Here is a 25,762-nt window from a genome sequence, read left to right as displayed (position 1 = left end):
TTTCGATCAGGCGCCGCGGCGTTGGAGCGAAGTGCAGTCGAGCATGGCTCGACTCTACAGAGACCTCAATCGCTGCAGCTGCCAGCACCACCGTCACTGCTGCCGCCGTCGCTTCCACAGTCGGAGCTGCTGTAGCTGTGATGACTGTGGCTGTCCCCGGAATAGCCGCCGGAGAAATCGGCGGGCCCACCGCCACTGCCATCGCTCCGCGCGGGTGAGCCATCGGCCGTGGCCACCGCCATGCACAGGATCGCGCCGACCAGCGGCAGCAGCCAGACCAGCAGCAACTGCACCGTCCGGCCGCCCGCCGTCAGGCCGTCACGCTGCACGATCACCACGGTGGCCACCACGTTCAGGCCCAGCACCAGCAGGACCAGCAGAAGGGCAACGATCAGCATTCGGCGACTCCGTGCCTGGACTGGGGGCATTATGGCCTGCCACCCCGGCAATGGCCCTGCCTGTCATGAAGATGGGACAATGTAGGGCGCGCCGGCCTGCCCCGTGGCCGCCGGCGCCCCCCGCACCACACGGAAGAAGAAGAACAACAACATGCTGAAAGTCATTTTCGATACCGACCCGGGCGTCGACGACGCCCTGGCCCTGCTGTACCTGCACAAGCACGCCCAGATCGACCTGATCGGCGTCACCACCACCTTCGGCAATGCCTCGGTGGAGTCGACCACGCACAATGCGCTGTACCTGAAGCAGGCCTGGGGCTTTGCCGCTCCGGTCGCGCGCGGCGCCGGCGGCCCGCTGCAGCCGGAAGCCACCCCGGAAGCCTGGCCGGTGCACATCCATGGCCACAACGGGCTGGGCAACCACCCGGTGCCCGCCCACCTGGACGTGGCCGCCGATGCGCGCCCGGCCCACCAGCTGATCATCGACCTGGTCCGCGCACATCCGGGCGAAGTGACCCTGGTCGCGGTCGGCCGCATGACCAACCTGGCCCTGGCCCTGCAGCAGGCCCCGGACATCGCCGGCCTGGTGCGCGGCGTGGTGATCATGGGTGGCGCTTTCCACGTCAACGGCAACATCACCCCGGCCGCCGAGGCCAACATCTGGGGCGATGCCGAAGCGGCCGACGTGGTGTTCACCGCCAGCTGGCCGGTTACTGCGATCGGTCTGGACGTGACCACCCGCGTGGAAATGGACCGTGACGGCCTGGACACGCTGGCTGCCATCGGCGGTGCCGACGCCGAGCTGGTCCGTGCGCTGTCGCAGGACTACGTGGACTTCTACCTGCAGGCCGGCCACAAGGGCATGGTCGTGCACGACTGCTGCGCGTGCATCGCGCTGACCCGCCCGGAGCTGTTCCAGTTCGAGCGCGCCAGCGTGCGCGTGGCCACCGACGGTGTCGCCCGCGGCATGACCATTCCCAAGCCGGAAGGCCTGGCGTTCGGTCCCAGCGTGTGGGATGGCCACGTGGTGCAGTCGATTGCCATCGGCGTGGATGCGGCCGCGGTACTGGCCGACATCGAGCAGACCCTGAAGGTCTGACCCGCTAGCGCCTGGCCCTGCCCGGGACCGTCTCGGGCAGGGTCCACAGCACCGGCAGCACCAGCACCGCCACCAGCGCGATCATCGCGCCCGGCGCCGCTGCCCAGCCGCTGCGTTCCACCCACCATTGCGCCAGCCAGGGTGTTGCGCCGCCGAAGAAGGCGGTGGCCATGGTCACCCCCAGTGCCAGCCCGCTGACCCGGCCCTCGCCGGGGAACTGCTCGGCCGTGGCCGGGGCTGCCACCGCGCTCACGCCACCGGCCACGCAGGCCAGCAGCACCGCCGCCAGCGCGATGCCCAGCGCCGTCGCCTGTGCCATCCACGCGAACAGGGACAGTGGCAGCAGCGCCGCCAGCACGGTCAGGCCCAACAGCATCGGCCGTCGTCCGACGCGGTCGGACAATGCGCCGCACAGCGGCGTGATCGCAATGACCGCCACTGCCGCAATCGTCGACAGCCACAGTGCATCACCTTCGTCATGACCCTGCGCATGCAGGAATGCCGGCACATAGGTGATGCCGACGTAATAAGTGATCGATCCCAGCGCCGAAATCGCAAACGTGCGCGCTACCGCCAGCGGGTGGTTACGCAATACGTGGCGAAGCGGCGTAGCCGGAATACTGCCCTCGCGACGCTGGCGTTCGAACTCCGGCGATTCGTGCATGCCCGAGCGCGCGACCAGGATCACCAGTGCCAGCGCGGCACCGAAGAAGAACGGAATGCGCCAGCCCCAGCTGTCCAGCTGCGCGGTGGGCAACAGCGCCACGGTCAGCGCGGAGATCGCTACCGCCAGTAGCGCGCCCACTTCACTGGCCGCCGATGCCAGCGAGGTCACCAGGCCACGTCGCCGCACCGGCGCGCTTTCCAGTAGATACGCCACCACGCCGGTGTACTCACCACCTACCGAGAACGCCATCACGCAGCGCAGCACCAACAGCAGCACGCCCGCCGTAGTGCCCGCCGTGGCCGCTGTCGGCAGCAGCGCGGTGGCCAGCATCGCCGCTGCCATCAAGGCCATCGATGCCAGCAGCATCCAGCGCCGGCCCAGGCGGTCGCCCAGGTGGCCGAAGCACAGTGCGCCCAGCGGGCGCATAAGGTAGGACACCGCAAAGCCGGCCAGGGTGACCAGCAGCGCCTGCTCGCCACCACCGAAGAACACCCGCGACAGCACCGTGGCGAAGTACAGGTACAAGGTGAAGTCGTACCACTCCACCACCGTGGACAGGCCGGCCACCCACATCGAGCGCTGCCGCTCGGCAGTCATTGCGTGTTCGCCTTCAACAGCCTCGATCCCGGTTGCGCAGGTTCGGGGCAGGATGTCATGGCCGGGGTGAAATACCGGTCATCGGCTGTCCGTCGCCTGCATGTATTGGGTTTCATGGCCGGTGAATCGCTCACCGTCAAAGCCGAAGCAGAAGCGTCCTTCCTCGAAAACGCGGTAGACCAGCAACGCACCATCAAGGCAGAACTGCTGCTGGTCCGCACCCGTTTCCAGGGTCCCGTAGCCGGCGGCGTCTCCGCCCTTCCCCGCCGGGCCGGTGAAGGCATCGATCGGCAATGGCGTGGCGCGTCCGGTGCGGGTGTCGACCAGCACCAGCGTGCGCTGGAAGTACTCGGGACGATCATCGACCTGTACCAGCAGATAGTGCTGGTTGAAATTGGGCTTCTGATGCTGGAGAGCTTCTTCAATGGCGGCCCGGTGCCGCGCATCGCAGAAGTCGACCGGGCTGTAGCGGTAGCTGCAACTGTCGTGGTCGTAGGGCAGGTTCATGCCGGAATAGCTCACGCCTGCCTGGCTGCCCGCGTCATCTCCCGGCTCCGGCGTGCTGCACAGCAGCCACGAGCGCTGCGCATCTTCAGGATCAGCCATCAGCTTCGGTTCGCGGCCCGCTTCGTAAGCCGCGCCACCCGGGAAGTCCTGCCCCAGGTGCTGGCGGGCGATTGAACGCGCCTTCTCCAACGGCAAGGCAATCCTGGCCCCACGGAACGAGACGAACGTCATCGTCGGCAGGATCACCTCTTCCACCGGCAATCCTTTCCATTGCCCACCCGTGCAGAACGTGGCGATCTCATTCTCTTCGTCCACCTTGCAGGGTTTCGGCGCATTCGCGGCCAGCCAGGGATGGGCCGGGCGATCGGTCTGAACGTCGATGTACCAGCCGTCCAGCACGCAGCTCGGCAGCGCATCGAGCAGCGGAGAGAGGTCTTCTGCCATGGCCGGGGCGGCAAGCGGTGTGCCCGCTGCGGGTGCTCCGGTCGGCGCATCCGTTGTGCGCTGGCATGCCGCCAGCGCGAGCAGACCAACCAGCAGCGCGACGTGGCGCGGACGCCGGATTGAATGATGCGCTCCCTGCATTGCGTGTTTCCTGGTTTCAGAACCCAGTGCAGATGATCGCCGATCCGGGGCCGGCTGGGACGCTGGGTGCTGCGCGACCTCCACGCATGGCGTGGAGCTACCCGGTGTGCTGGCTTACCGCCCTGTAAGCGGCGTAGGCATCGAGGATCTTCTGCATCCGGGCCTGCTGCTTCGCGCCCATCGGCACCCGCTGCACACGCTTCAGCAGCGTCTTCCACATATATCCGGAACGGAAGAAGTACGGGCGCACCTCAAGGAAGGTCAGCACGACATCCACCGTATCTGGATCGCGTTCGGCAAGTTGCTTCAGTGCATTGGCGTAGCCACCCGGGAAAGCAAGCTGTTCATAGCGCTGGTTGTATTCCGCGCAGGCTGCTGTGTGCCGCTGCATTTCTTCCGGGCCACGCCAGCGCGCGCCAGCGGCTTCGCGGATGGCTTGGCGCAGCCGATTGATCTCGTCCGCATTGGCGCGGATCAGACGTTCCATGGGTGCGCGGGGATGGGCCATGGTTCCTTCCATGTGGTTTGTCAGGGGTCACGGGGCGCGGCGCAGGGTGATCAGGGTGATCTCCGAAGGAACGCCGATGCGTGCCGGGAAACCGGCCCACAGGCCAGCACCATTGCTAACGTACAGTGTCATGCCATCCACCTCGTAACGCCCCGACACATAACCGCCATTGGCGCGCTTCACCAGCTGGTCCATGCCAATGATCTGGCCGCCATGTGTATGCCCGGACAGCTGCAGCTTCACCCCACGCGCGGCAGCCTCGCGTGCGTTGCGCGGGCGATGGTCGAGCAGGATCACCGGCGCGCCCGGATCGGCGCCAGCCAGCGCGGCCTCCAGGTCCGGCAGCGGCAGACCGTAGCGTGCGGCCACCGGGTCGGTGACGCCGGCAATGGTCAGCGCCGCGTCACCGCGTCGTACCTGCAGATGACTGTTCTCCAGCACCTGCATGTGCAGCGCGCGGAACGCCTGCATCCAGTCCTGGTACTGCGCGTAGTACTCGTGATTGCCGGTGATGGCAATGACGCCATCCGGCGCCTGCAGGTCGGCCAACGGACGCGCGTCGTCGCGACGGGCCTCGACACTGCCGTCGATCAGATCGCCAGTGATCACGATCAGGTCCGGCTTCAGTGCGTTGCTCTCCTCCACCACCCTGCGCACCCAGTCGCCGGTCAGCAGGCGGCTGGCATGGATGTCGGTCAGCTGCAGCACGCGATAGCCGTCGAACCCGGCCGGCAACCCGGCGATGCTCACCTCGATCTGCCTGGGCTTGGGCACCGCCATTCCCTGGCTGACGCCATAGGCGCTGACCAGCAGCGCCAGCACACCCGCCGCCGGGCGCAGCTTCGGCGCGCGCAACGCCGATACAGCACGTGGCCTGCGCAGGATGCGCGACACCAGCAGGCCCGCGTCCAGCACCAGCAGGAACAGCGCCAGCAGCAGTACGGCAGTCGAACCCGTGGCCAACGAGGCGATGGCCAGCTTCGGGATTTCCGGCGAGGCCATCGTGCCCCAGAACATGGCGACGATGCGCAGCTGCACGGCAACGCTCACCAGCAGCAGCGACAGCACGACCTTCATCCAGATGGGCATGCGTAGTGGCCAGAACAGGCGCCAGGCCACATACAGGCCCATCAACAAACCGATCGTACTCAGCACTGCAACCATCCGGGAAGGAAAACGGGCCCGCCATGGTGACGGTTGCCGGCAGTGTTGTGTAGAGCCGAGCCCGTACCCGGCTGCTCAGGAGGCAGTCGAGCATGGCTCGACTCTACAGAGGGCCAGTCGAGCAGGCTCGACTCTACGAAAGCCCGATGCGTTCCACCCGCAGGCGGGCGATGCGACGCCTCTCCATTGCCAGTACGGTGATGCGTACATCCGCAATCTCCACCGTGTCACCGATGTCCGGCAGGCGCCCCAGACGCTCCAGCACCAGACCGGAGATGGTCATGTAGTCGGCACTGCGCGGCAGCGACACGCCGGCCAGGCGCTGCAGGTCGTCCAGGGTCAGCGCACCGTCGGCCTCCCACTGGTTCTCGCCCTGCGCCTCCACGCCATAGCGCTCGTCCTGGGTGTCGACCAGGTCACCGGCAATGGCCGCCAGCAGATCGTTGGCGGTCACCAGGCCTTCCACACTGCCGTACTCGTCCACCGCCACCGCCAACGGCACCGGGTGCTGGCGGATCAGTTCCAGCGCCTGCAGTGCGCTGGCGCTGGACAGCACGTACTGCGGCTCGCGCAGGTTGCCCTCCAGCTGCAGCGGCCTGCCCTGCAGCAGGTCGGCCAGAAGGTCGCGGCTCTGCACCACGCCGCGCAGGCTGTCCAGGTCGCCATCACCCACCAGCAGGCGGGTGTGCGGCGATGCCACCAGGCGTGCCACCACATCCTCCTGCCCACGTGCCAGGTCGATCCACTGCACGTCGGCACGCACGGTCATCACGCTTGACACCGGGCGATCAGCCAGGCCCAGCACGCTGCGGATCATCTCGTGCTCGGCCGGCTGCAACCGCTCTTCGGCATCGACGTGTTCGTCAGCGTTTTCGTCGTCGTGGCCATTGGCCGGGCGCGCGCCCAGCATGCGCAGCACGGCGTCGGCGGTACGCTGGCGGAACGGCTGGCGACGCTCGTTGCGCTCGCGATTGAAGCGCACCCACTGGTTGAAGGCTTCAACCAGGATCGAGAAGGCGATCGCCGCGTACAGATAACCCTTCGGGATCTTGTAGCCCAGGCCTTCGGCCACCAGGCTGAAACCGATCATCAACAGGAAGCCCAGGCACAGCACCACCACCGTGGGATGCTTGTTCACGAAGCGGGTCAGCGGCTTGCTGGCCACCAGCATCAGCGCCATCGCGATGGTCACCGCGGCGTACATCACGCCCAGGTTGTCGACCATGCCGACCGCAGTGATCACCGAGTCCAGCGAGAACACCGCGTCGAGCACCACGATCTGAGCCACCACCATCGCGAAGCTGGCGTAGACCTTCTTGCCATTGTCCTCATGCTGGCGGCCCTCCAGTCGCTCGTGCAGTTCCATCGTGCCCTTGAACAGCAGGAACAGACCACCGCCCAGCAGGATCAGGTCACGCCCGGAGAAGCTGTGGTCGAACAGCGTGAGCAGCGGTTCGGTCAACTTCATGATCCATGCCAGCGCGGCCAGCAGCACCAGCCGCATCAGCAGGGCCAGCGCCAGGCCGATCACCCGCGCGCGGTCACGCTGGTGCGGCGGCAGTTTGTCGGCCAGGATCGCGATGAACACCAGGTTGTCGATGCCGAGAACGATCTCCAGCACGACCAGGGTTGCAAGGCCCATCCATATCGAGGGGTCAGCCAACCATTCCATTTCAGGTCCGTTTCGTCAGTAGGTAAGGGAAAAGGGGAAACACTCAGTCAGCCTCCTGCGCCTGCGCCGGGTCATGCCCGAGCAGGTCACCGGGCGTGCACTGCAGCTCACGGCAGATCGCATCAAGTGTGGAAAAGCGGATGGCGCGCGCCTTGCCGGTTTTGAGGATCGACAGGTTGGCCAGGGTGATGTCGATGCGCCCGGCCAGCTCGGACAGGGTCATGCCCCGTTCCTGCAGCATGCGGTCCAGGGTGATGACAATCGCCATCAGATGACACCGTCGAGGTCATCGCGCATTGCCGCACCCACGGCAAACACGCGTGCCAGCACGAACAGCATCAGCACCGCGACCAGGCCGGTGATCGACATGCCGCCGCCCACCTCCATCCAGGTGAAGTCCGGGCCCATCCAGGCGGCGTAGGCGCCGATCAGGATCGACAGCACCTCCATCGACAGCATCAGCCAGGCCATGCGCTGCAGGCGCTGTGCATTGGCGTGGGTGAACGGCCGCTCGCGCGCCGCCGACTTCAACAGCCGCAGCAGGTGGCGCAGGAACATCAGGCACAGCACCAGCAGCGCGACGATCGCGCCCAGGCCCAGGCAGAAATGCAGGAACAGGTCGCTGCCATGCACGGCAGCAGCATCAGCGTCGTGGATGCTGTCGAGCAGCCAGCTGCGGTCGTGGGCGACCAGCGGCACGGCCAGCAGTGCGGCCAGGATGCCCAGCCAGCACATCGCCCGCACCGCCTGTACGGCGGCCTGGGCCAGGGTGAACAAGCCTCGCGCGGGTCTGGCGCGGGCGGGACGAGCGGTCAAGCGGCCTCCGGCATTGGGGTGGCCTCGCCGCCCCGGGTGAATTTATCGATAAACGATATACCACTTGCCGCGTGAAAGGCTGAATCGCGAGCGTGGGCCCTTCAGGGCCCAGGCGCGCCCTGCGCCAGCATCGCTTCGCCCGGGGCCGCCGAGGCCATCGCCTGCACGCCGGCTTCTGCCGCCTGCCGTGTGACCAGGCGGAATCGCACCTGCAGCTTGCCCTGCCCCGGCGTGGCCCAGCCGTACTGGATGGCCACCTGATCGGCCGACAGCGGCCCACGCCCTGGCAGCGACCGCACCTGCAACGGCTTCGGTGCGGCCTGCACCAACCGGGCGAATCCCTTCTGCACGACCGCCGCGTCGGCCTTTTCGGCGTAGACCGTACACGTGCCATCGTCAGCCCAGCTCACCGCATAGCGGCCACTGGCCAGAGGCACCATCCAGGCCACGCCCGATTGCCCCTGCAACAGCGCCGCGGCTTCGGCGGGCTGCAACGGCGACAGCCCATTGGATTCCATCAGCGACTGCAACCGTGCCGGGGCACCGATGTGCTGCATGCAGGCGGTGTCGAACAGCTCGCTGAAGGGATCCTGCGCCGGAGCCTTGGTCTTGGCAATACGCGCGGGTTGCGCCACCGCCAGGGTGGGCAGCAGGGCCAAAGCCAGCCAGAACACAGGACGCATCGGGATTCCACGCTACGGAAAACAGCAGGGAGGATGGCAAAGCCCAGGCGTGCCGCGCAACGGGTCATGGCTTGACATGCGTAGATGACGCCCCCGGGTGCACCGATGATGCCGGCCAGCGGCCGGCACTACCGGGTGCTGTAGCGGTAGACCAGATCATCCGCATCGCTGCGCACGGCGTTCGCATCCAGCGCCCCGCCCAGGCGCCGCGCGACGGCCTGCGATGCCAGGTTGTCCGGCGCCATGTAGCTGACCAGCGTCGGCAGCCGCGCCACCACGACTGCCCAATCGCGTAGTGCACCGGCCGCTTCAGTGGCAAAGCCCTGCCCTTCATGGCCGTCGTACAGCAACCAGCCCAGCTCCTTTTCAGGAAACAGCGGGCCATGATTGATCCCGACCTGGCCGATGCAGGCTCCCGTATCGGCACGCTCGATCATCAACGCGCCATGGCCGAACAGATGCCAGCTGGCGAGGTCATGGCAGAACTGCCCCCACGCCGCCACCTCACCGAACGGCCCGCCCATGCCCCGCGCACGCGGCGAGGCCAGGAACGCGGCATAGACGCCGAAGTCATCCAGCTGCTGTGGACGCAGCCGCAGGCGCACGGTGTGCAGGGTTGGAATCTCAAGCACGACGGCGCACAGGATCAGTACACCGCCAGGTGGCCACAACCGCGGCGCTGTGGCTGCCCTTCCATCGTCACCTGCACGCTGGTCAGGGTGTCCACACCTTCGGCAGTGCGGCACGACTCACGCTTGATCTCGACGATGGCGGGCTGCTGGCCAAGCTCGCCGTTGAGCACGATCAGCGAGCTCGGTGCATCGGCCGGCTGCCCCGGATAGCGCAGCGTGCCCTTGTGGGTACGGCCGTCAACGCTGAGGCTGGCATCGTGGTTGCCCTGGCCGGTGGAGGCGATCTCGATGCTCCAACCCGCACCGCCGCCGGTGAAAGCCGGCACAGGGCTCAGGTCGGCGGCAACCGAGGGGTGGCGCGGCGCATCCGCAGCGGTCTGCGACGAAGTGGAGGTACAGCCGGCCAGCATCCCGGCCAGCAGCGCTGCAGCAACGACGGGGCGAACGGTCATGATGCGCTCCTGCCAGATGGTCGAAGGTCCAGTCTAAGCAGCCATGCGTGCGCCAGCGATGAACATGATGTTTCAGCGTGGAATGCGCCCACCACCGGCGACCCGCACGCGGTCGCGGCCCTGCGCCTTGGCCTGGTACATGGCCGCATCGGCGGCACGCAGCAGGGTCCGCCAGCCCAAGGCGTCGGTAGCACCGCGGGCCACGCCGAAGCTGGCGGTCACCCGCAGCACGGTACCGCCGGCCACCACGATGTCCAGCTGCTGCAGCGCAAGCCGCAGCGATTCGGCCAGCTGTCGGCCAGCGGCCAGGTCACCGTCGGCCAGCAGCACCAGGAACTCCTCGCCACCATAGCGGGAAATGCTGTCGCTGCGGCGAAGATGGCGCTGCAGCAGTTGCGCCACCTGTACCAGCACTTCATCACCCGCATCGTGGCCATGACCATCATTGATCGATTTGAAGCGATCAACGTCCAGCAGGATCACCACTGCGCTCATCCGCCCCTCGTCGTGGCGCTGCTGCACCAGTTCCTCCAGCGCGCGACGGTTCAGCAGTCCGGTCAGCTCATCGGTGCCGGCCAGCTGGCGCAGCTCGCTGGTCAGCGCCGAGCGTTCGCGCGACTTCTCGCGCAGCACTTCAATCGCATCGAACAGGCGCTGCATCTCGGCCAGCGGATGGGTGACATGCTGCTCGGGCCCAGGCGCTTCGGAGGCAATCTGGATCACCTGCCGTTGTGCCTGCAGCAGAGATCGCAGGATCTGCAGATGCGCGATACGCAGCGCCACACCCAGTACCACCAGGGTTCCCAGCGCGGTGGCCAGAAGTACCGCCAGCCGCGTGGCCTCCCGGTTGCGGGTGTGCTCGAACCTGGCGATGGACACACTCAGGTAACCGTCACGCAGCGCCTCAAGCGACTGCAGGGTCGGCACGTAGCGCGTGGTGAACTCGGCAGCGGTCCACGGCGGCGGCAGGCCACGCCGTCCGTCGTCGATCAGCTGTTCGATCATCGGCAGTGACTCGCCGAAGAACTGCCGGCGCGCCATATCCCAATGCCAGGACAGCGTCGGATCACTGCGGAACACCGATTCGTGGCTGCCGGCCAGCCGCCACAGTTCCAGCAGGCGGCCCTCGGTCTGCAGCGCCGCGCGCACCTGTTCGTTGCGCCAGGCACCGGGTACCGCCACCGGCGCCATCACGTTGGAGGCCAGACGCCCGCCGTGCTCGCGCAGGTCGATCAGCACCTGCCCCTGCATGGCTGGAATCGCCGCTTCGCGGTCGGCCCGGACCAGTACGTTGATCTGTGCCGAGGTCAGCAGGTGCAGGCGGTCGACCACGGCAAACATGCCGCTGATCGCGCGCTCCACGTCTTCGACGCGTCGTGCGTCGCGCGGCTGCGCTGCCACCCGGTCCACGCCCGCGCGTGCCGACTGCAGGCGACGTTGCGCGTCTGCCAGCATCCCATGCTCATCCACCACGCCCGGATCAGCCGTGAACACGGCACCCAGCTGCTGCAGCGCGGTGTCCACACGCCTGCGCACCACCGCCAGCTGCAGCGTAAGCCGCGCATGCTCGCTGGCATCGGCCGGGTCGGCACCGAGCAGGCTGTTGGCCGGGCCGCGTTCGGCCGAGACCAGGTTGGCCAGGTCGAAGGTCTGGCGCAGCTGGCGCAGGCTGACCAGGTTGTCCTCGGCAGCGCTGTAGCGCAGCGTGCCCTGGACCAGCGCGATGGCCATCAACGGCAGCGTACAGACCACGAACGACCCCGCCAGGATCCAGACCCAGGTCCGCAGTCCGATGGGCGATGCCTTGCCGGCCATGCAAATTTCCCCTGAAGTGCGGATCACTGTAGCCGCCGGTCCCGGCAGCGCCAAGCCAGTGCCGCGCGAACCGTGACCATGGGTATACCGCAGCCACCGCGAACGCGCCGGCAAGGTCTCACCCCGCGCCGGGCTGGGGCGAATGCGTCACACCCTGCCGTACTAGATCCAGCGCTGGTCGACCAGTTCGCGCTTCACGTAGGCGTAGAACACCGGCGCCGCCACCAGGCCGGGCAGGCCGAACGCCGCTTCCATCACCAGCATCGCCAACAGCAGCTCCCAGGCGCGGGCCTGGATTTCGCCGCCAACGATGCGCGCATTGAGGAAGTACTCCAGCTTGTGGATCACGATCAGGTACAGCAGCGCCGCCACGGCCACGTAGAACGAAACCGACAGCGCGACGATGGTGATGATGGTGTTGGAAATGATGTTGCCCACCACCGGCAGCAGGCCGGCGATGAAGGTGATCAGTACCAGGGTCTTGGACAGTGGCAGGTGCACGCCGAACAACGGCAGCACGCCCAGCAGGAAGATGGCGGTGAACACGGTGTTGAGCAGCGAGATCTTCACCTGCGCGAACACCACCTGGCGGAACGCGGTGGCCAGGCGGCTGGTGCGGCCGATCAGCTCCTGCGCCAGCGGGCCCATCTTCGGCAGCGGCAGTTCGTCATACAGCGCGATCATCGCGCCCAGCACCATACCGATCAGTACGCGTACGCCCACCTGCACCACCGAGGTACCGGCCACGCCCAGCTGGCGCTGATGCTCGGCGGCCCAGTCGTTCAGTGCCGTGCGCAGCGCCGGCATGTCCTCGGGGATGTACGGCTGCAGCAGCGCCGGCACCTGGTGCCGCGACGAATTGAGGATCTCCATCAGCCGCGCCAGCAATGCGTCCGGTCCACCGGTCTCGTTGCGGAAAAATGACGCCACGCCGATCCCGGCCAGCACCAGCGCGCTGATGATCACCGCTGACAGCACGATCACCGCGATCGCCCGCGCCCGGCCTGGCGGCAGCTTGCCCTCCACGGTGGAGGCCAGCAGGTGGGTCAGCTGGAACACCAGCAGGCCCGACAGCAGGGTCACCACCAGGCCCAGCTTCAACGCCAGCCACATGCCCAGCAGCATCATCAGCCAGGCCGCGATCCTCGGGACGGGGGGCTTGGGCTGGGCAACAAGGGCGTCTTGCATGGGCGGCACGTCCGGGCAGGGTGGCCCATGGTAGAGGATTGGCGGCGATGATTCCGGGTGCAGGATGAACAGGCAACACACGCGGATTCCGCCGCCCCTTCTCCGTCCATCGGCACGTCCGCAATCACGCCCGGATCACACCCGGTCCAGTGCCAGATACCGCGCCGTGCGCACGATCGTCTCACGCTCGCCGAAGCTGGCCAGCTCGCCGGCAACACGCCCGCTGTCGCCAGTCGCTGCGATCTCCTGCAGGGTGCGCTGCATGGCCCGGATCGCAGCGCGCTGCAGGTCCGAGGGAATGATCACCAGCCGGTAATCGAGTTCGGCCAGCCGCGCCACCGGCACCAGCGGCGTCTTGCCGCTGTGGAACATGTTGATCAGCTTCGGCCCGGGAACCTGCTGCGAAATCACCTCGATCTGCTCCAGCGTTTCCGGTGCCTCGACGAAGATCATGTCCGCGCCCGCGTCCACATAGGCCTGCGCCCGTTCGATCGCCGCATCCAGGCCTTCGCAGGCGATGGCATCGGTACGCGCGATGATCATCAACTCCGGGTCGATCCGCGACTGGCAGGCGACACGGATCTTCGTGCACATCTCGCCCGCGTCGACCAGCGTCTTGTCATCCAGGTGTCCGCAGCGCTTGGGGAAGGCCTGGTCCTCGATATGCAGGGCGGCAACGCCTGCCCTTTCGAACGCGCGCACCGTGCGTTCAACATTCGCGGTGCCGCCGAAGCCGGTGTCAGCGTCGGCGATCACCGGCAGATCGCAGGCATCGACGATCCGTTCAACCTGCGCAAGCACTTCGCTGAGGCCGAGCAGGCCGATGTCCGGCACGCCGGCCGAACGCGCGATGGCGCCGCCGCTGGCATACACCGCATCGAAGCCGGCCAGCTCCACCAGGCGTGCCGACAATCCATCGAATGCACCTGGCGCAATCACGCTGCCCTGGCGGAGCAGATCGCGCAACTGACGTGTCTTTTTCATGGGGTCTCCCTTGTCGTTGGACACCTGCCGTGGGATACCGATGATGTTGCCGCCAGCGGCGACCGTCCAATACCGTGTTCGTACAGCACCAGAACGTTTGAGGTTCCAATGGAACTGCGGCACCTGCGCTACTTCGTCATGACTGCCCAGCTGCAGAGCTTCACCAAGGCCGCCGAGGCCCTGCATATCGCCCAGCCGCCGCTCGGGCAGCAGATCCGCGCCCTGGAGGAAGAGATCGGCACACCGCTGTTCCACCGGCAGGGACGCGGCATCGTGCTCAGCGATGCTGGCCAGGTATTCTGGAGAGCCGCGGAGGACATCCTCGCGCGCGTCGACCAGGCCAAGGAGGAGGCGTTGCGCGCCGCACGCGGCGAGGTCGGTACGTTGACATTGGGGCTGACCGAATCGGCGACCTACAACGAGGCGGTCACCGCGCTGATGCGCAGCTTCCAGCGGGCACATCCGGCGGTGCAGGTGCAGCTGGTCGAAGATGGCAGTGAATCGCTGGTCCGGCGCCTCGATGATGGCGAGCTCGATGCAGTGATCGTGCGCCCGCCGTTTTCCGATACCGGTGAACGGATGACACAGCAACTCAGTGCCGAGCCACTGGTGGCAGTACTGCCGGCCGATCACCCGTTGGCGTGCCGGACAAGCATCGCGCTGGCCGAGCTGCGCGACGAGCGCTTCATCCTGTTCTCGCGGAAATCGGGTCAGGGCCTGAGTGCAGACGTCGTCGCTGCCTGCCGCAGCCAGGGCTTCGCGCCTACCATCCAGCAGGAAGCGCCGCAGGTGGCTTCAGCGATCAACCTTGCCGCTGCCGGCCTGGGTATCGCCATCGTGCCGGCCTCGATGCAGAGCATGCACCGCAGCGGCCTGGCTTTTGTTGCGCTGGAACTGGGCATGCCGACCACTACGCTGCAGTTGGCGGTGCGCTGCAAGCCTCCGGCAACGGCCGCCCAGCTGCTGGCCTGCGCCAGAGACCTGGCAACACCTCATTCGCCATAGCTGGCGTTGTTCTTGCCCTGGCGCTTGGCGTGGTACAGCGCGCGGTCGGCCAGTGCCAGCCAGTCCTCGACGCTGCCACCGCGCGGCGTCGCCGCGATTCCGATGCTGACGCTGAACTCGATGCCCGGGGTTGCCTGCCGTGCTGCCTCCAGAAGTTGCAGCCGAACCCGCTCTGCCACATGCATCGCATCGACGGGCGCACAGTCCTGCAGCAGCACGACGAACTCGTCGCCTCCCAGCCGCGCAGGGGTATCGCCGGGCCGGGCGAAGGCGCGCAAGGTGGAGGCGATATGGCGCAGCACTTCGTCCCCGGCGCGATGACCGTGCGAGTCATTGATGCGCTTGAAGTCATCCACATCAAGCATCAGCAGGCAGGCAAAACCACCCTGCCCCTGCGCCTTGTCCAGTGCCTGCTGCGCACGGACGATCAGGAAGCCGCGGTTGGCCAGCTCCACCAGCGGGTCCATGCGGCTCAGCCGCTTCAACTGGCGGTTCTGCGATTTCACCCGCCGCGCCAGCTGCCAGCTGAGGATGCTGAGGCCGATGCCGTAGACGAACAGGAACGGCACGCTGAGCACGATCGTGCGCTGCGATGACACCGGCTGGTAAGGAAACCCGAGGCCCCACCAGGTGAGCGCGAATCCCGCTACCAGTGCCAGTGTGGCCCGTACCGCCAGCTTCATCCCACCGGCGGCGATCTTGTCGGCGACCAGCAGCGCGGCGAACAACGCACTGGGTACCACGCTGAGCCCCATGAAGGCGATCCAGCCACCGCCAAAGAAGGAATCAACCACCATGCAACGGAACTGGACCACCGCAGGCTGCCGTGAGCGCTGGGTCAGCGCCAGCGCGAGCGCCGGCCAGGCCAGCGCGTTGAGCAGCAGCAACACCCAGGCCCACGGGCCGTCCTGACGTTCAAGAATGATCGAGGCGATGGGAATCGCGCCCAGCCCATTGCCCACGAAGCGCATCCAGCCGATGCGACGTGCCGCGCCGATGCCTTCGACCGCGACTTCCGTCGAGTCCGTCAAGAACGGCATTGCCGACCCCCTTGCGCGATCGCACGCCCTTGCCGGGCGGCCTGTGGTGAGTCTGACAGCTCTGCGTCAATTCGGGATCAAGGATTCACGGCGGTTATCCTGCCTCACCCACGCCTGGGTGGCGCCGTTGAACCCCGCAGCATCAGGGTGAAATCCAGCGTCTGCTGCAGCGGCACATCCATGTGCTCGATGATGGCAAGCAGCAGGTTGACCGCGCGCTCACCGATCTCCCGCATCGGTTGCCGGATGGTGGTCAACGGCGGCGTGAGGTAGCGGGAAGATGCCAGATCATCGAAGCCGACGATGGACAGGTCCTCCGGCACGCGGATGCCCAGATCGCGGCAGGCCGCCAGGGTGCCCAGCGCCATCTGATCGCTGAAACAGAAGATCGCCGTTGGCGCAGACATGCCGTCCAGCAGCGCCATGGCAGCCGCATGGCCGGATTCCACCGAAAAGTCACCCGGCACGATGTTCAGCTGGCGCAGGCGTCCACGCGCCTTGCCGGCCGCCCGCACCCCTTCCAGCCGTTGCTGGTGCAGCGGATTGTCCGGCGGTCCGCCGACCACGGCGATCCGCTCGTGTCCCAGCGCATACAGATGTTCCATCACCACGCGCGCGGCCGCGGCGTTATCGATATGGACGCTGGGAATGCCCAGCGCGGGGTCGAACTCGCAGCCGTTGATCACCGGCGCGGCGGCACCGCGCTGCTGGACGATCTCGCGCGCCGTCGGCGGCAGGCGGTGCCCCAGCACGATCATGCCGTCAGCCTCGTTGCGCCGAAGCATCTGCGCATAGCGCTCCTCGCGGTCGGGTTGATGCTGGGTATCCCCGAGCAGAACCGCATAGCCGACCGTCTGTGCGGCGTCCTCCGCCCCCTGCAGGATCTGCGCGAAGAATGGATTGGCGATGTCCGGGACAGTAACCAGGATCTTGCCGCTGCGCTGGGTCTTGAGCGTGCGGGCCACCGTGTTGGGCACATAGCCCAGTGCGGCGGCGGCCTGCTCGATGCGCGCGCGCGTGGCCGGCAGCACTTTGTCCGGCCGGGAAAGCGCCCGCGACACCGTGCCTGCCGAGACGCCGACGTGCTTCGCGATGTCGTAGATGGTGGCCATGGCGTTAGTTCTCCTGTCTGCTGTGCAGTGCACAACAGGTCCTGCGTGAGCCCCTGCTAGGATAATGCAATCGATTGCATCGAGGGCGAATCACGTTGAAGACGCTCAAGGGTCCAGCGCTGTTCCTGGCGCAGTTCATCGGCGACACAGCTCCTTTTGATCGGCTGGACACGCTGGCCGGATGGGCCGCGGGTCTGGGCTATTCTGGCGTACAAGTCCCCACCGGCGCGCCCCACCTGTTCGATCTGGCCGAGGCCGCGCGCAGCCAGGCGTACTGCGACGACGTCGCCGGCATGCTGGCCGGTCATGGCGTGCAGATCACCGAGCTGTCCACCCATCTGCAGGGGCAGCTGGTCGCGGTGCATCCGGCCTACGACAGCCTGTTCGACGGATTCGCGCCGGCGGACAAGCGCGGCGATCCGGCTGCCCGCCAGGCTTGGGCAGTCGAGCAGCTTCTGCTGGCCGCCAAAGCCAGCCAGCGCCTGGGGCTGACCGCGCATGCCACGTTCTCCGGCGCATTGGCCTGGCCCTATTTCTATCCCTGGCCGCAGCGTCCACCGGGACTGGTGGAAGAAGCCTTCGCCGAACTCGGCCGCCGCTGGCGCCCGATCCTGGATGCGTTCGACGCCTGCGGCGTGGACCTGTGCTTCGAGATCCACCCGGGTGAGGACCTGCACGACGGCGCGACCTTTGAACGCTTCCTCGATGTGGTGGACCATCACCCCCGCGCGAAGATCCTGTACGACCCCAGCCACCTGCTGCTGCAGCAGATGGACTACCTGGGTTTCATCGACCGCTACCACGCGCGCATCGGCATCTTCCACGTCAAGGACGCGGAGTATCACGCCAGCGCGAGCAGCGGCGTGTATGGCGGCTACCAGGACTGGATCGATCGTCCGGGCCGGTTCCGTTCGCCCGGTGACGGCCAGATCGACTTCAAGGCGATCTTCTCCAAGTTCGCCCAGTACGACTTCCCCGGATGGGCGGTACTGGAATGGGAGTGCTGCCTGAAGCACCCGGAGGACGGCGCACGCGAAGGTGCCGCCTTCATCCGCGACCACATCATCCGGGTGACCGAGCGCGCCTTCGATGACTTTGCCGACAGTGGCACGGACGCCGCATCACTGCACCACATGCTGGGAATCTGAGCCATTACCGCCCCGGGAGGGCAAGCCATGTCGCACGCAATGTCGCGCCTGGGCGCGATGATGTTTCTGCAGTTCTTCATCTGGGGAGCGTGGTTCGTGACCCTCGGGACGTACCTGGTACAGGGCCCGCTGCAGGCCAGCGCCAGCCAGGTGGCCACCGCCTTCCTCAGCCAGTCGATCGGCGCGATCGTGGCGCCGTTCCTGGTCGGCCTGATCGCCGATCGCTACTTCGCCGCGCAGCGCATCCTCGCGGTGCTGCACCTGGCCGGCGCGGTGCTGATGTGGCTGGCGTCCACGGCGACCAGCTTCAGCATGTTCTCGGCCTGCGTGATGGGCTACATGCTGCTGTTCATGCCGACGCTGGCACTGGCCAACAGCGTAGCGATGCGGCACATGCAGTCGCCCGAGAAACAGTTCCCGCTGGTACGCGTGGCCGGCAGCATCGGCTGGATCGTAGCGGGCGTGCTGATCGGCTGGCTGGGCTGGGAACAGGCGCATCGTCTGGAGCTGACCTTCCAGATGGCGGCGGTGGCCTCGCTGGCGCTGGGCCTGTATGCCTTCACCCTGCCGCACACGCCGCCACTGGCACAGCAGCGCGATGCCGGGCTGGGGCAGATCCTCGGGCTGGATTCATTGCGGCTGCTGAAGTCGCGCGCCTACCTGGTGTTCTTCCTGGCCTCCATCGCCATCTGCATCCCGCTGTCGTTCTACTACAACTTCACCAATCCGTATCTCAACGACCTGGGCGTGCGCGGCGCCGCCGGCCTGCAGTCGCTGGGCCAGGTTTCCGAGGTGCTGCTGATGCTGGCCATGCCGTTCCTGTTCGTTCGCCTTGGCGTCAAGACGATGCTGGCGGTCGGCATGGCGGCCTGGGTGGTGCGCTACGTCCTGTTCGCCTTCGGCGATGCGGGCAGCGGCTTCTCGCTGCTGGTGATCGGCATCGTGCTGCACGGCATCTGCTACGACTTCTTCTTCGTCACCGGCCAGATCTACACCGATGCCCATGCCGGCCCCGCCGTGCGCAGCAGCGCGCAGGGCTTCATCACCCTGGCCACGTACGGCGTGGGCATGCTGATCGGCACCTTCCTGTCCGGCGCGGTGGTGGAGCACTTCACCACCGAGGCCGGCCCCGACTGGCAGCAGATATGGCTGTTCCCGGCCGCTGTCGCGCTGGTGGTGCTGATCGCCTTCCTGCTGCTGTTCCGCGACCGGCCCGCCGTGGCCGCCGCATCTTCCACACCCTGAGGATTCGAGCCGATGCCAACGCTTGGAATCGCCATCGTCGGCGCCGGCATGATCGGCACCGTGCACCGCCGAGCGGCCTTGCTCGCCGGTGCCGAGGTACGCGGCGTCGCCGCTTCGTCAGCGCAGCGCGCGCGTGAGATGGCGCAGCTGTGGAATGTCCCGCGCGCCTATCGGGATATCGAAGAGGTGATCGCCGATCCGCAGGTGCAGGTCGTGCATGTCTGCACGCCCAACCATCTGCACCGCGCGATGGCGCAGGCAGCACTGGAAGCCGGCAAGCACGTGATCTGCGAGAAACCGCTGGCGACCACGCTGGACGATGCGCAGGCCCTTGCAGCATTGGCCGCCTCAACCGGGCTGGTCGCCACAGTACCTTTCGTTTATCGCTACCACCCGGTGGTGCGCGAGGCGCGCGCACGCATAGCGCAGGGTGATCTGGGGCCACTGCACCTGATCCACGGCAGCTATCTGCAGGACTGGCTGCTGGACCCGGCCAGCAACAACTGGCGCGTGGACCCGGCGCTGGGTGGCGCATCGCGCGTGTTCGCCGACATCGGCTCGCACTGGTGCGACCTGGTGGAATGGATCAGCGGCGAGCGCTTCGCCGAGGTCAGCGCGGCGTTCTCTACGGTCATCGCCGAGCGCGGCGCCGTCAGCGGGCAGAGCTTCAGCACGCCAACCGCGGCCAGCGCAATGCAGGCGGTAACGAGCGAGGACGTGGCTGCGGCCATGTTCAGGACCGGTGCCGGTACGCTGGCATCTCTGACGGTCAGCCAGGTCTCGGCCGGACGCCACAACCGCCTCTGGTTCGAGATCGACGGTGCCAAGGCCAGCGTGGCTTTCAACCAGGAAGACGCCGAGCGGCTGTGGATCGGCCTGCCCGACCAACGCGAGGAGATCTTCGTGCGCGGACCAGGCGCCGGCAGTGCCGATCAACGCCGCCTTTCCGTGCTGCCGGCCGGACACGCGCAGGGCTACGCCCAGTGCTTCGAAGCGTTTGTCGCCGACACCTATCGCGCCATCGAGGGCGAGCGGCCGCAGGGCCTGCCCACCTTCGAGGACGGCCTGCGCTCGGCGCAGATCGTCGATCGTGTCATTGCATCAGCCAGGTCGCGTGCCTGGACCACCATCGGTTGAAACCCGGGAGGATCTGTTGATGAAAGCCCTTGTCCATGGAACTGCAAGCCTCATTCTGCTGCTCGCTGCCCTGCCCGCTTTTGCAGTCGAAGCTGTCAGCACGCAGAAGCCGATCGCGGTACAGATGTACACCCTGCGCGATGCCGGCTCGCTCGAGCAGCAGCTGAAGATCGTCCACGACGCTGGCGTCCATGCGGTGGAAACGGTCGGCACGCAGAACACCAGCGCCGCCGAGCTCAAGCAGCTGCTGGACCGGTATTCGATCAAGGCAGTTTCATCGCATGTGCCGCTGGCCGAGCTGCGCAGCAACCTGGATGGGGTGGTGACCTTCAACCGGTCGATCGGCAACACGACACTGGTGGTGCCGTACCTGGACAAGAAGGATCGCCCGGGCGATGCCGCCGGCTGGACCGCCCTGGGCCTGGAACTGGGCCGCATCGCAAAGCAGGTGCGCGGTAAAGGCATGCGCCTGGCCTACCACAACCACGACTTCGAACTGGCCGACTTCGACGGCAGGACCGGACTGGAGCTGCTGTTCGCCGCCGCCGGCCCAGACCTGCAGACCGAGCTGGACCTGGCCTGGGTCGCGCGTGCAGGCCTGGACCCGGCCGTGATGCTGGCAAAGTTCCGCGGCCACGTATTCGCGGTGCACGCCAAGGACAATGCACCGAAGGGCCAGGCCCAGGACGAAGGCGGATTCGCCGCGGTGGGCCAGGGCGTGCTGGACTGGAACGCGATCCTGCCTGCTGCGGCAGCCGCCGGCGTGCATTGGTACATCATCGAGCACGACCAGCCACGCGATCCGGCCAGGATCATCCAGACCGGTGCGGACTATCTGCGTGAACACCTGACCACCAACGTGCCCGCCCGTGCGCGGCGCTGACGCATCAAGGAGCCCCACATGAAAATGATCCTGGCAATGGCGGTGGCCCTGGGTGGCATGAGCGTTGCGACGGCCGCCTGGTGCAAGGACGATCCGGCTGCGGGTGCAAAGCTCTACACCGCGAACTGCGTGGCCTGCCACGGCGCCGATCGTGCGGGCATGCCGGGCGCGTTCCCGGCGCTCACCGACATCGGCAAGCGCATGGCACCCGCACAGATCAAGGAAAAGATCAGCAAGGGCGGCGGGCTGATGCCGCCCTTCTCCCAGCTTTCACAGCAGGAGATCAATGACATCGCCAGCTACCTGGCGAAGTAAGCGGCCGGCGACCACGCCGGCCGCGTGCCCCTACAGCTCGCGCACCCAGATGTTGCGGTAGCTGACCCTGGCGTCATGTTCCTGCAGATAGAGCGGAGCACACCCATGCGGCGCGTAGGAAGGCGCACCGATGTATTCGGTCCTGCCTGCCAGCACGGTGTCGTCCTGCACCAGCACGCCGTTGTGCAGCACCGTGATGCGCGCGGGCGACACAAGCCCGCCGCCCTGCGAGAAACGTGGCGCCTTCCAGAGGATGTCGTAGGCCTGCCACTGTCCCGGTGCGCGCGAGGCGTTCACCAACGGCATGGCCTGCTTGTAGATCGAGCCCGCCTGGCCATTGGCATAGGTCGGGTTGTTGTAGCTGTCGAGCACCTGCAGTTCATACAGCTCCTGCAGGAAGATGCCGCTGTTGCCGCGGTTCTGTCCGTCGAAGCCCTTCGTGTCGGTGGGCGTACGCCACTCGACATGCAGCTGGACGTCGCAGAAGCGTTGCCTGGTGCGGATGCCCTTGCTGCCCGGCACGACGGTCATGGCGCCATCGGCAATCTTCCAGGGCACGCCTCCGCCCTGCTCCGACTCCCACGCGGAGACATCCTTGCCATCGAACAGCACGATTGCATCGGACGGTGCCTTGCCTGGCGGCGTGGCCACGGTCGCGGGCACCGGCGTCCACACCTCGGTCTTCTTCGGATCGCGTGCGGCGTCGGCACCGTTCTGCGCGAACACGGGTGCGGCGACCAGCACGGTGGCCGCGATCAGCAGCGGCTTGATCATCCTGTTGCACTCCATCAGCTGGTCCCCCAGGCGGGCGTGCCGGGAACATAGGCAAGATCGCCGTCGTAGCGCCCCGGCACGGCGACGTACTGCAGCACCCCGGTGGCGCCGACCTTGGAGGTGAAGAAGCCGAAGATGGCCAGCTGCTTGAGCATCGTGAAGTAATGCGGCATCGCCTCGCCCTCTTCAGGCGTACCGGTTTCGGTCACATCGGCATGGCGAGCCTTGGCTTCGGCGTCCAGCGTGCGCAGCAATTCGGTGCGGGCTTCCGGCGTGAGCGACGCGAAGCGGCCGCCGGCGCGTTTGTCGATGTCGGCCAGCCCTGCGCGGAACGTCGCCTGCTGCCGGGCGGTATAGCAGTCGCTGACGAACGTCGCCATGAACAGGCCGGCACCGGCATCCTTCGCCCCTGGCGTCCGGGTCCGCGGCAGGATGGTCTCGGCGATCTCGTCCAGCGTGGCGACGTCGGTATCGGAGAAATGAATCTTGGTGGCGCCCGCCGGTGCCTGACCCTGCACAAGGGCAGGCAACCCAACCATGGCCGCACCGGTGGCGGCGACGATCATCTTCAACAGCTCGCGGCGATCCATCAGAGATTCCCCGCTTTCAGTTCGCGCACCGCATGATCTGCGGCCCGAGCCGTCAGCGCCATGTAGGTCAACGAAGGATTAACGCAGGCGCTGGAGGTCATGCAGGCCCCGTCGGTCACATACACGTTGGGTGCATCCCAGACCTGGTTGTGCTGGTTCAGCACCGAGCTCTTCCGATCACGTCCCATGCGCGCGGTCCCCATTTCGTGGATGCCCTTGCCCGGGGCGTAATCGTTGTCGTGCATCTTCACGTCCTTGACGCCGGCCGCCTCCAGCATCTCGGCGGCATCGGCGGCCATGTCCTTTCGCATCGCCAGTTCGTTGGCACGCATGGCAACGTCCATCGCCAGCACTGGCAGCCCCCACTTGTCCTTGCGGTCGCGGTCCAGGCGGATCGTGTTGTCGTGGTGCGGCAGCATTTCGCCGAACCCGGTCATGCCGATGCGCCAGTCACCGGGCACGGTCAGCGCCTCCTTCAGATCGGCACCGATGTTCAGCTCGGCGATCTCGCGCGACCAGCCGGTGCGGCTGGCACCGCCCTGGTAGCCGAACCCGCGCAGGTAGCCGCGCTTGTCGGTCGCGACGTTGCGGAAACGCGGAATGTAGAAGCCGCAGGGACGACGACCGAAGTAGTACTTGTCTTCGTAGCCCTCGACCCGACCCGAGGCACCTGCACCGAAATGATGATCCATCACGTTGTGCCCGAGCTCGCCCGACGATGAGCCCAGCCCGCCCTCCCACACATCGGTGGCCGAGTTCATCAGCAGCCAGGTCGAGTTGAACGACGACGCGTTGAGGAAGATGACCTTCGCCGTGTACTGGTAGGTCTGGCCGGTTTCGGCATCGATGACCTCCACACCGCGGGCACGCTTGCGGTCCTTGTCGTAGAGCACTTCCTTGACGATCGAGAACGGCCGCAAGGTCAGGTTGCCGGTCTTCATTGCCGCCGGCAGTGTCGCTGCCTGGGTGGAAAAATAAGCGCCGAAGGGGCAACCCAGGATGCACTTGTTGCGGTACTGGCAGTTGACGCGGCCCTGTTCGGGCATGGGCTTTGTGATGTTGGCGGTGCGCGAGTGGATCATGTGCCGGGTGCCGCCGAACGCCTTTTTGATCCGTGCGGCCACGTCCTTCTCGACGATGTTCAACGGGATCGGCGGCAGGAACTCACCATCCGGCAACACGTCCAGCCCTTCGCGCGTACCAGCGATACCTGCGAATTTCTCCACGTAGTCGTACCACGGCGCGATATCGGCGTAGCGGATGGGCCAATCGGCTGCGATGCCGTCCTTGAGATTCGCCTCGAAATCCAGGTCGGAGAAGCGATAGCTCTGCCGGCCCCACAACAATGAGCGGCCGCCGACGTGATAGCCGCGGAACCAATCGAAGCGTTTGGTCTCGATGTAGGGCGAGTCCTGTTCGTTGGCCCACATCCCTTCCAGGTTCTCAGCCAGGCCGTAGTCGCGCATCAGCACCGGGAAGTCGGCCTTCATCGCCTGCGTTGGCCGGTTTCGGTGCGGGAAGTCCCACGCCTCCTTCATCGCATTGACGTAGTCCTTGACGTGTTCGATGTTGCGTCCGCGTTCCAGCATCAGGACCTTCAGGCCCTTTTCGGTCAGCTCCTTCGCCGCCCAACCGCCACTGATTCCCGAGCCAACAACAATGGCGTCGTAGTGATTATCTGCCATGGGTTTCTCACCTGGGTGGATATCGTTTCAGACGTCGCAGAGGCGGATCGCCTCGCGCAATGAGCCAACGGGATCGGGCGCTGCAGGCGTGAACTCCTGCGCCAGATACCCCTTGAAACCGGTGTCGCGGATCGCGCGGCAGATGGCCGGATAGTGGAGCTCCTGCTGGTCTCCAATCTCGTTCCGGCCGGGCACGCCTGCGGTGTGGTAATGCTTGAAGCAGGCGTGATGCTTGCCGATGGTGGCGATGATGTCGCCCTCCATGATCTGCATGTGGTAGATGTCGTAGAGCAGGCCGAAGTTGTCCGAGCCGAGCCGCTGGCACAGCTCCACGCCCCAGGCGGAGTGGTCGCACAGGTAGTCGCGATGGTCGACCTTGGAATTCAGCAGTTCCATCACCAGCACCACCCCGCGCTTCTCGGCGTGCCCGAGGATGCGCTTGAGGCCGGCCTCGGCATTCGCGATGCCTTCGGCGGGGTCCATACCGTTGCGGTTGCCGGAGAAGCAGATCAGGTTGCGATAGCCGGCATCGGCGACCAGATCGATGTGCCGCGTGTAGCGTTCCACCAGCTGGTCGTGGAACTCACGGCCGGCAAAGCCCTTGGTAAGGCCCAGCTCCGCGCCGTTGCACATCGAACTGTCCACGCCGTGCGCCTTCAGCGTGGGCCAGTCCTCCGGGCCGACCAGGTCGATCGCGGCAAAGCCGATGTCCTTCACCGTCGCGCAGAGCTGGGCGACGGACAGCTGCGGGAACGTCCAGCGGGCCACGGAGTGCTTCAGGTTGCCCTTGAGCGGCGCCGTGGCGGCGAATGCGGGCAGCGTACCCGCAGTACCCAGAGCTACGCCTCCAGCAACCGCCATGCGCAACGCATCGCGCCGCGTGAGGCCCGTCGCCGGGGCCGGTCTGATCGAATGGATGGACATCCACCTGCCGGCCTCCCAACCGGTATCAAACGCAACGATTCACAGCAATGCAATCGATTGCACCATAGGGGAGGAAATTGTCTGTTTGCAAGTCGCGGTGCACGAAAACTGATGCTGCGGGGCACAACTCCGAAGGG

General features: G+C 66.5%; 27 protein-coding genes. 7 read left to right on the top strand and 20 right to left on the bottom strand.

What is annotated here, in order from left to right; translation table 11 throughout:
- Positions 1-65: 65 nt before the first annotated feature.
- Positions 66-398: a hypothetical protein gene (locus N7573_RS16065; protein ID WP_279912098.1), complete on the bottom strand. Its 333-nt coding sequence runs from the start codon at positions 396-398 to the stop codon at positions 66-68.
- Positions 399-549: 151 nt separating this feature from the next.
- Here N7573_RS16065 and N7573_RS16060 point away from each other — a divergent pair, with 151 nt between their 5' ends.
- Positions 550-1,497: a nucleoside hydrolase gene (locus tag N7573_RS16060; RefSeq protein ID WP_279912099.1), complete on the top strand. Its 948-nt coding sequence runs from the start codon at positions 550-552 to the stop codon at positions 1,495-1,497.
- A gap of 4 nt (positions 1,498-1,501) precedes the next feature.
- Here the strand turns inward: N7573_RS16060 and N7573_RS16055 are convergent, their stop codons facing one another.
- The 13 genes from N7573_RS16055 to N7573_RS15995 form a co-directional block, all read right to left on the bottom strand.
- Positions 1,502-2,761 (bottom strand): MFS transporter, encoded by a 1,260-nt coding sequence (locus N7573_RS16055; protein WP_279912100.1) that lies wholly within the window; start codon positions 2,759-2,761, stop codon positions 1,502-1,504.
- 78 nt (positions 2,762-2,839) lie between these two features.
- Positions 2,840-3,853, bottom strand: a complete 1,014-nt coding sequence (locus N7573_RS16050) for a hypothetical protein (protein WP_197655673.1) — start codon at positions 3,851-3,853, stop codon at positions 2,840-2,842.
- A gap of 97 nt (positions 3,854-3,950) precedes the next feature.
- On the bottom strand, positions 3,951-4,361 hold the full coding sequence (locus tag N7573_RS16045; protein WP_197655672.1) for a hypothetical protein: 411 nt from the start codon (positions 4,359-4,361) through the stop codon (positions 3,951-3,953).
- A gap of 27 nt (positions 4,362-4,388) precedes the next feature.
- On the bottom strand, positions 4,389-5,525 hold the full coding sequence (locus N7573_RS16040; protein WP_164079582.1) for a metallophosphoesterase: 1,137 nt from the start codon (positions 5,523-5,525) through the stop codon (positions 4,389-4,391).
- A 133-nt stretch (positions 5,526-5,658) separates the two neighbouring features.
- Positions 5,659-7,197, bottom strand: coding sequence for a TerC family protein (locus N7573_RS16035; RefSeq protein WP_279912102.1), 1,539 nt, complete (start codon positions 7,195-7,197; stop codon positions 5,659-5,661).
- Positions 7,198-7,240: 43 nt separating this feature from the next.
- Positions 7,241-7,465, bottom strand: coding sequence for a helix-turn-helix transcriptional regulator (locus N7573_RS16030; protein WP_032127628.1), 225 nt, complete (start codon positions 7,463-7,465; stop codon positions 7,241-7,243).
- Positions 7,465-7,932 carry a DUF2975 domain-containing protein gene (locus N7573_RS16025; RefSeq protein ID WP_032127655.1) on the bottom strand — a complete coding sequence of 156 codons (468 nt, stop codon included), beginning with the start codon at positions 7,930-7,932 and terminating at the stop codon, positions 7,465-7,467. Before N7573_RS16025 ends, N7573_RS16030 begins: the two co-directional genes overlap by 1 nt.
- Before the next feature lie 182 nt (positions 7,933-8,114).
- Positions 8,115-8,696: a hypothetical protein gene (locus tag N7573_RS16020; protein ID WP_279912103.1), complete on the bottom strand. Its 582-nt coding sequence runs from the start codon at positions 8,694-8,696 to the stop codon at positions 8,115-8,117.
- A 128-nt stretch (positions 8,697-8,824) separates the two neighbouring features.
- On the bottom strand, positions 8,825-9,328 hold the full coding sequence (locus tag N7573_RS16015) for a GNAT family N-acetyltransferase (protein ID WP_279912104.1): 504 nt from the start codon (positions 9,326-9,328) through the stop codon (positions 8,825-8,827).
- A 14-nt stretch (positions 9,329-9,342) separates the two neighbouring features.
- Positions 9,343-9,780 (bottom strand): hypothetical protein, encoded by a 438-nt coding sequence (locus tag N7573_RS16010; RefSeq protein ID WP_279912105.1) that lies wholly within the window; start codon positions 9,778-9,780, stop codon positions 9,343-9,345.
- 72 nt (positions 9,781-9,852) lie between these two features.
- Positions 9,853-11,595, bottom strand: a complete 1,743-nt coding sequence (locus N7573_RS16005) for a GGDEF domain-containing protein (RefSeq protein WP_279912106.1) — start codon at positions 11,593-11,595, stop codon at positions 9,853-9,855.
- A 162-nt stretch (positions 11,596-11,757) separates the two neighbouring features.
- Positions 11,758-12,783 carry an AI-2E family transporter gene (locus tag N7573_RS16000; protein ID WP_012510371.1) on the bottom strand — a complete coding sequence of 342 codons (1,026 nt, stop codon included), beginning with the start codon at positions 12,781-12,783 and terminating at the stop codon, positions 11,758-11,760.
- Positions 12,784-12,918: 135 nt separating this feature from the next.
- Positions 12,919-13,767, bottom strand: a complete 849-nt coding sequence (locus N7573_RS15995; protein WP_049398866.1) for an isocitrate lyase/PEP mutase family protein — start codon at positions 13,765-13,767, stop codon at positions 12,919-12,921.
- A gap of 108 nt (positions 13,768-13,875) precedes the next feature.
- Here N7573_RS15995 and N7573_RS15990 point away from each other — a divergent pair, with 108 nt between their 5' ends.
- Positions 13,876-14,772 (top strand): LysR family transcriptional regulator, encoded by an 897-nt coding sequence (locus tag N7573_RS15990; protein WP_279912107.1) that lies wholly within the window; start codon positions 13,876-13,878, stop codon positions 14,770-14,772.
- Here N7573_RS15990 and N7573_RS15985 read toward each other — a convergent pair.
- Together N7573_RS15985 and N7573_RS15980 are read right to left on the bottom strand one after the other, a co-directional pair.
- On the bottom strand, positions 14,760-15,812 hold the full coding sequence (locus N7573_RS15985) for a sensor domain-containing diguanylate cyclase (RefSeq protein WP_279912108.1): 1,053 nt from the start codon (positions 15,810-15,812) through the stop codon (positions 14,760-14,762). The genes N7573_RS15990 and N7573_RS15985 overlap by 13 nt on opposite strands.
- 104 nt (positions 15,813-15,916) lie before the next feature.
- Positions 15,917-16,924, bottom strand: coding sequence for a LacI family DNA-binding transcriptional regulator (locus N7573_RS15980; protein WP_279912109.1), 1,008 nt, complete (start codon positions 16,922-16,924; stop codon positions 15,917-15,919).
- A 95-nt stretch (positions 16,925-17,019) separates the two neighbouring features.
- Between N7573_RS15980 and N7573_RS15975 the strand changes: the two genes are divergently transcribed.
- From N7573_RS15975 to N7573_RS15955, 5 genes are read left to right on the top strand one after another with little or no spacing between them, the layout of a single operon-like run.
- Positions 17,020-18,072, top strand: a complete 1,053-nt coding sequence (locus N7573_RS15975) for a sugar phosphate isomerase/epimerase family protein (RefSeq protein WP_279912110.1) — start codon at positions 17,020-17,022, stop codon at positions 18,070-18,072.
- Positions 18,073-18,099: 27 nt separating this feature from the next.
- Complete coding sequence (locus N7573_RS15970) at positions 18,100-19,317, top strand: nucleoside permease (protein WP_134950930.1); 1,218 nt, start codon at positions 18,100-18,102, stop codon at positions 19,315-19,317.
- A gap of 12 nt (positions 19,318-19,329) precedes the next feature.
- Positions 19,330-20,454 (top strand): Gfo/Idh/MocA family oxidoreductase, encoded by a 1,125-nt coding sequence (locus N7573_RS15965; protein ID WP_279912111.1) that lies wholly within the window; start codon positions 19,330-19,332, stop codon positions 20,452-20,454.
- A gap of 19 nt (positions 20,455-20,473) precedes the next feature.
- Positions 20,474-21,337 (top strand): sugar phosphate isomerase/epimerase, encoded by an 864-nt coding sequence (locus N7573_RS15960; protein ID WP_279912113.1) that lies wholly within the window; start codon positions 20,474-20,476, stop codon positions 21,335-21,337.
- 18 nt (positions 21,338-21,355) lie between these two features.
- Positions 21,356-21,652 carry a cytochrome c gene (locus tag N7573_RS15955; RefSeq protein WP_032127645.1) on the top strand — a complete coding sequence of 99 codons (297 nt, stop codon included), beginning with the start codon at positions 21,356-21,358 and terminating at the stop codon, positions 21,650-21,652.
- A gap of 30 nt (positions 21,653-21,682) precedes the next feature.
- Here the strand turns inward: N7573_RS15955 and N7573_RS15950 are convergent, their stop codons facing one another.
- Genes N7573_RS15950 through N7573_RS15935 form a run of 4 tightly spaced genes read right to left on the bottom strand, consistent with a single transcriptional unit; the run spans position 21,683 to position 25,625 of the window.
- Positions 21,683-22,426, bottom strand: a complete 744-nt coding sequence (locus N7573_RS15950) for a DUF1080 domain-containing protein (RefSeq protein WP_279912114.1) — start codon at positions 22,424-22,426, stop codon at positions 21,683-21,685.
- A gap of 14 nt (positions 22,427-22,440) precedes the next feature.
- Positions 22,441-23,016: a gluconate 2-dehydrogenase subunit 3 family protein gene (locus tag N7573_RS15945; protein ID WP_032127647.1), complete on the bottom strand. Its 576-nt coding sequence runs from the start codon at positions 23,014-23,016 to the stop codon at positions 22,441-22,443.
- A complete protein-coding gene (locus N7573_RS15940) occupies positions 23,016-24,701 on the bottom strand; it encodes a GMC family oxidoreductase (protein ID WP_279912116.1) in 1,686 nt (561 codons plus the stop codon). The genes N7573_RS15945 and N7573_RS15940 overlap by 1 nt, the downstream gene beginning before the upstream one ends.
- A 27-nt stretch (positions 24,702-24,728) precedes the next feature.
- Positions 24,729-25,625, bottom strand: coding sequence for a TIM barrel protein (locus N7573_RS15935; RefSeq protein WP_279912117.1), 897 nt, complete (start codon positions 25,623-25,625; stop codon positions 24,729-24,731).
- Positions 25,626-25,762 lie beyond the last annotated feature (137 nt).

Source organism: Stenotrophomonas sp. GD04054 (assembly GCF_029836955.1).
Classification (GTDB): domain Bacteria; phylum Pseudomonadota; class Gammaproteobacteria; order Xanthomonadales; family Xanthomonadaceae; genus Stenotrophomonas; species Stenotrophomonas maltophilia_A.
Note: the sequence above shows the minus strand (reverse complement) of the source record. Positions and strands in the feature narration are given on the sequence as shown.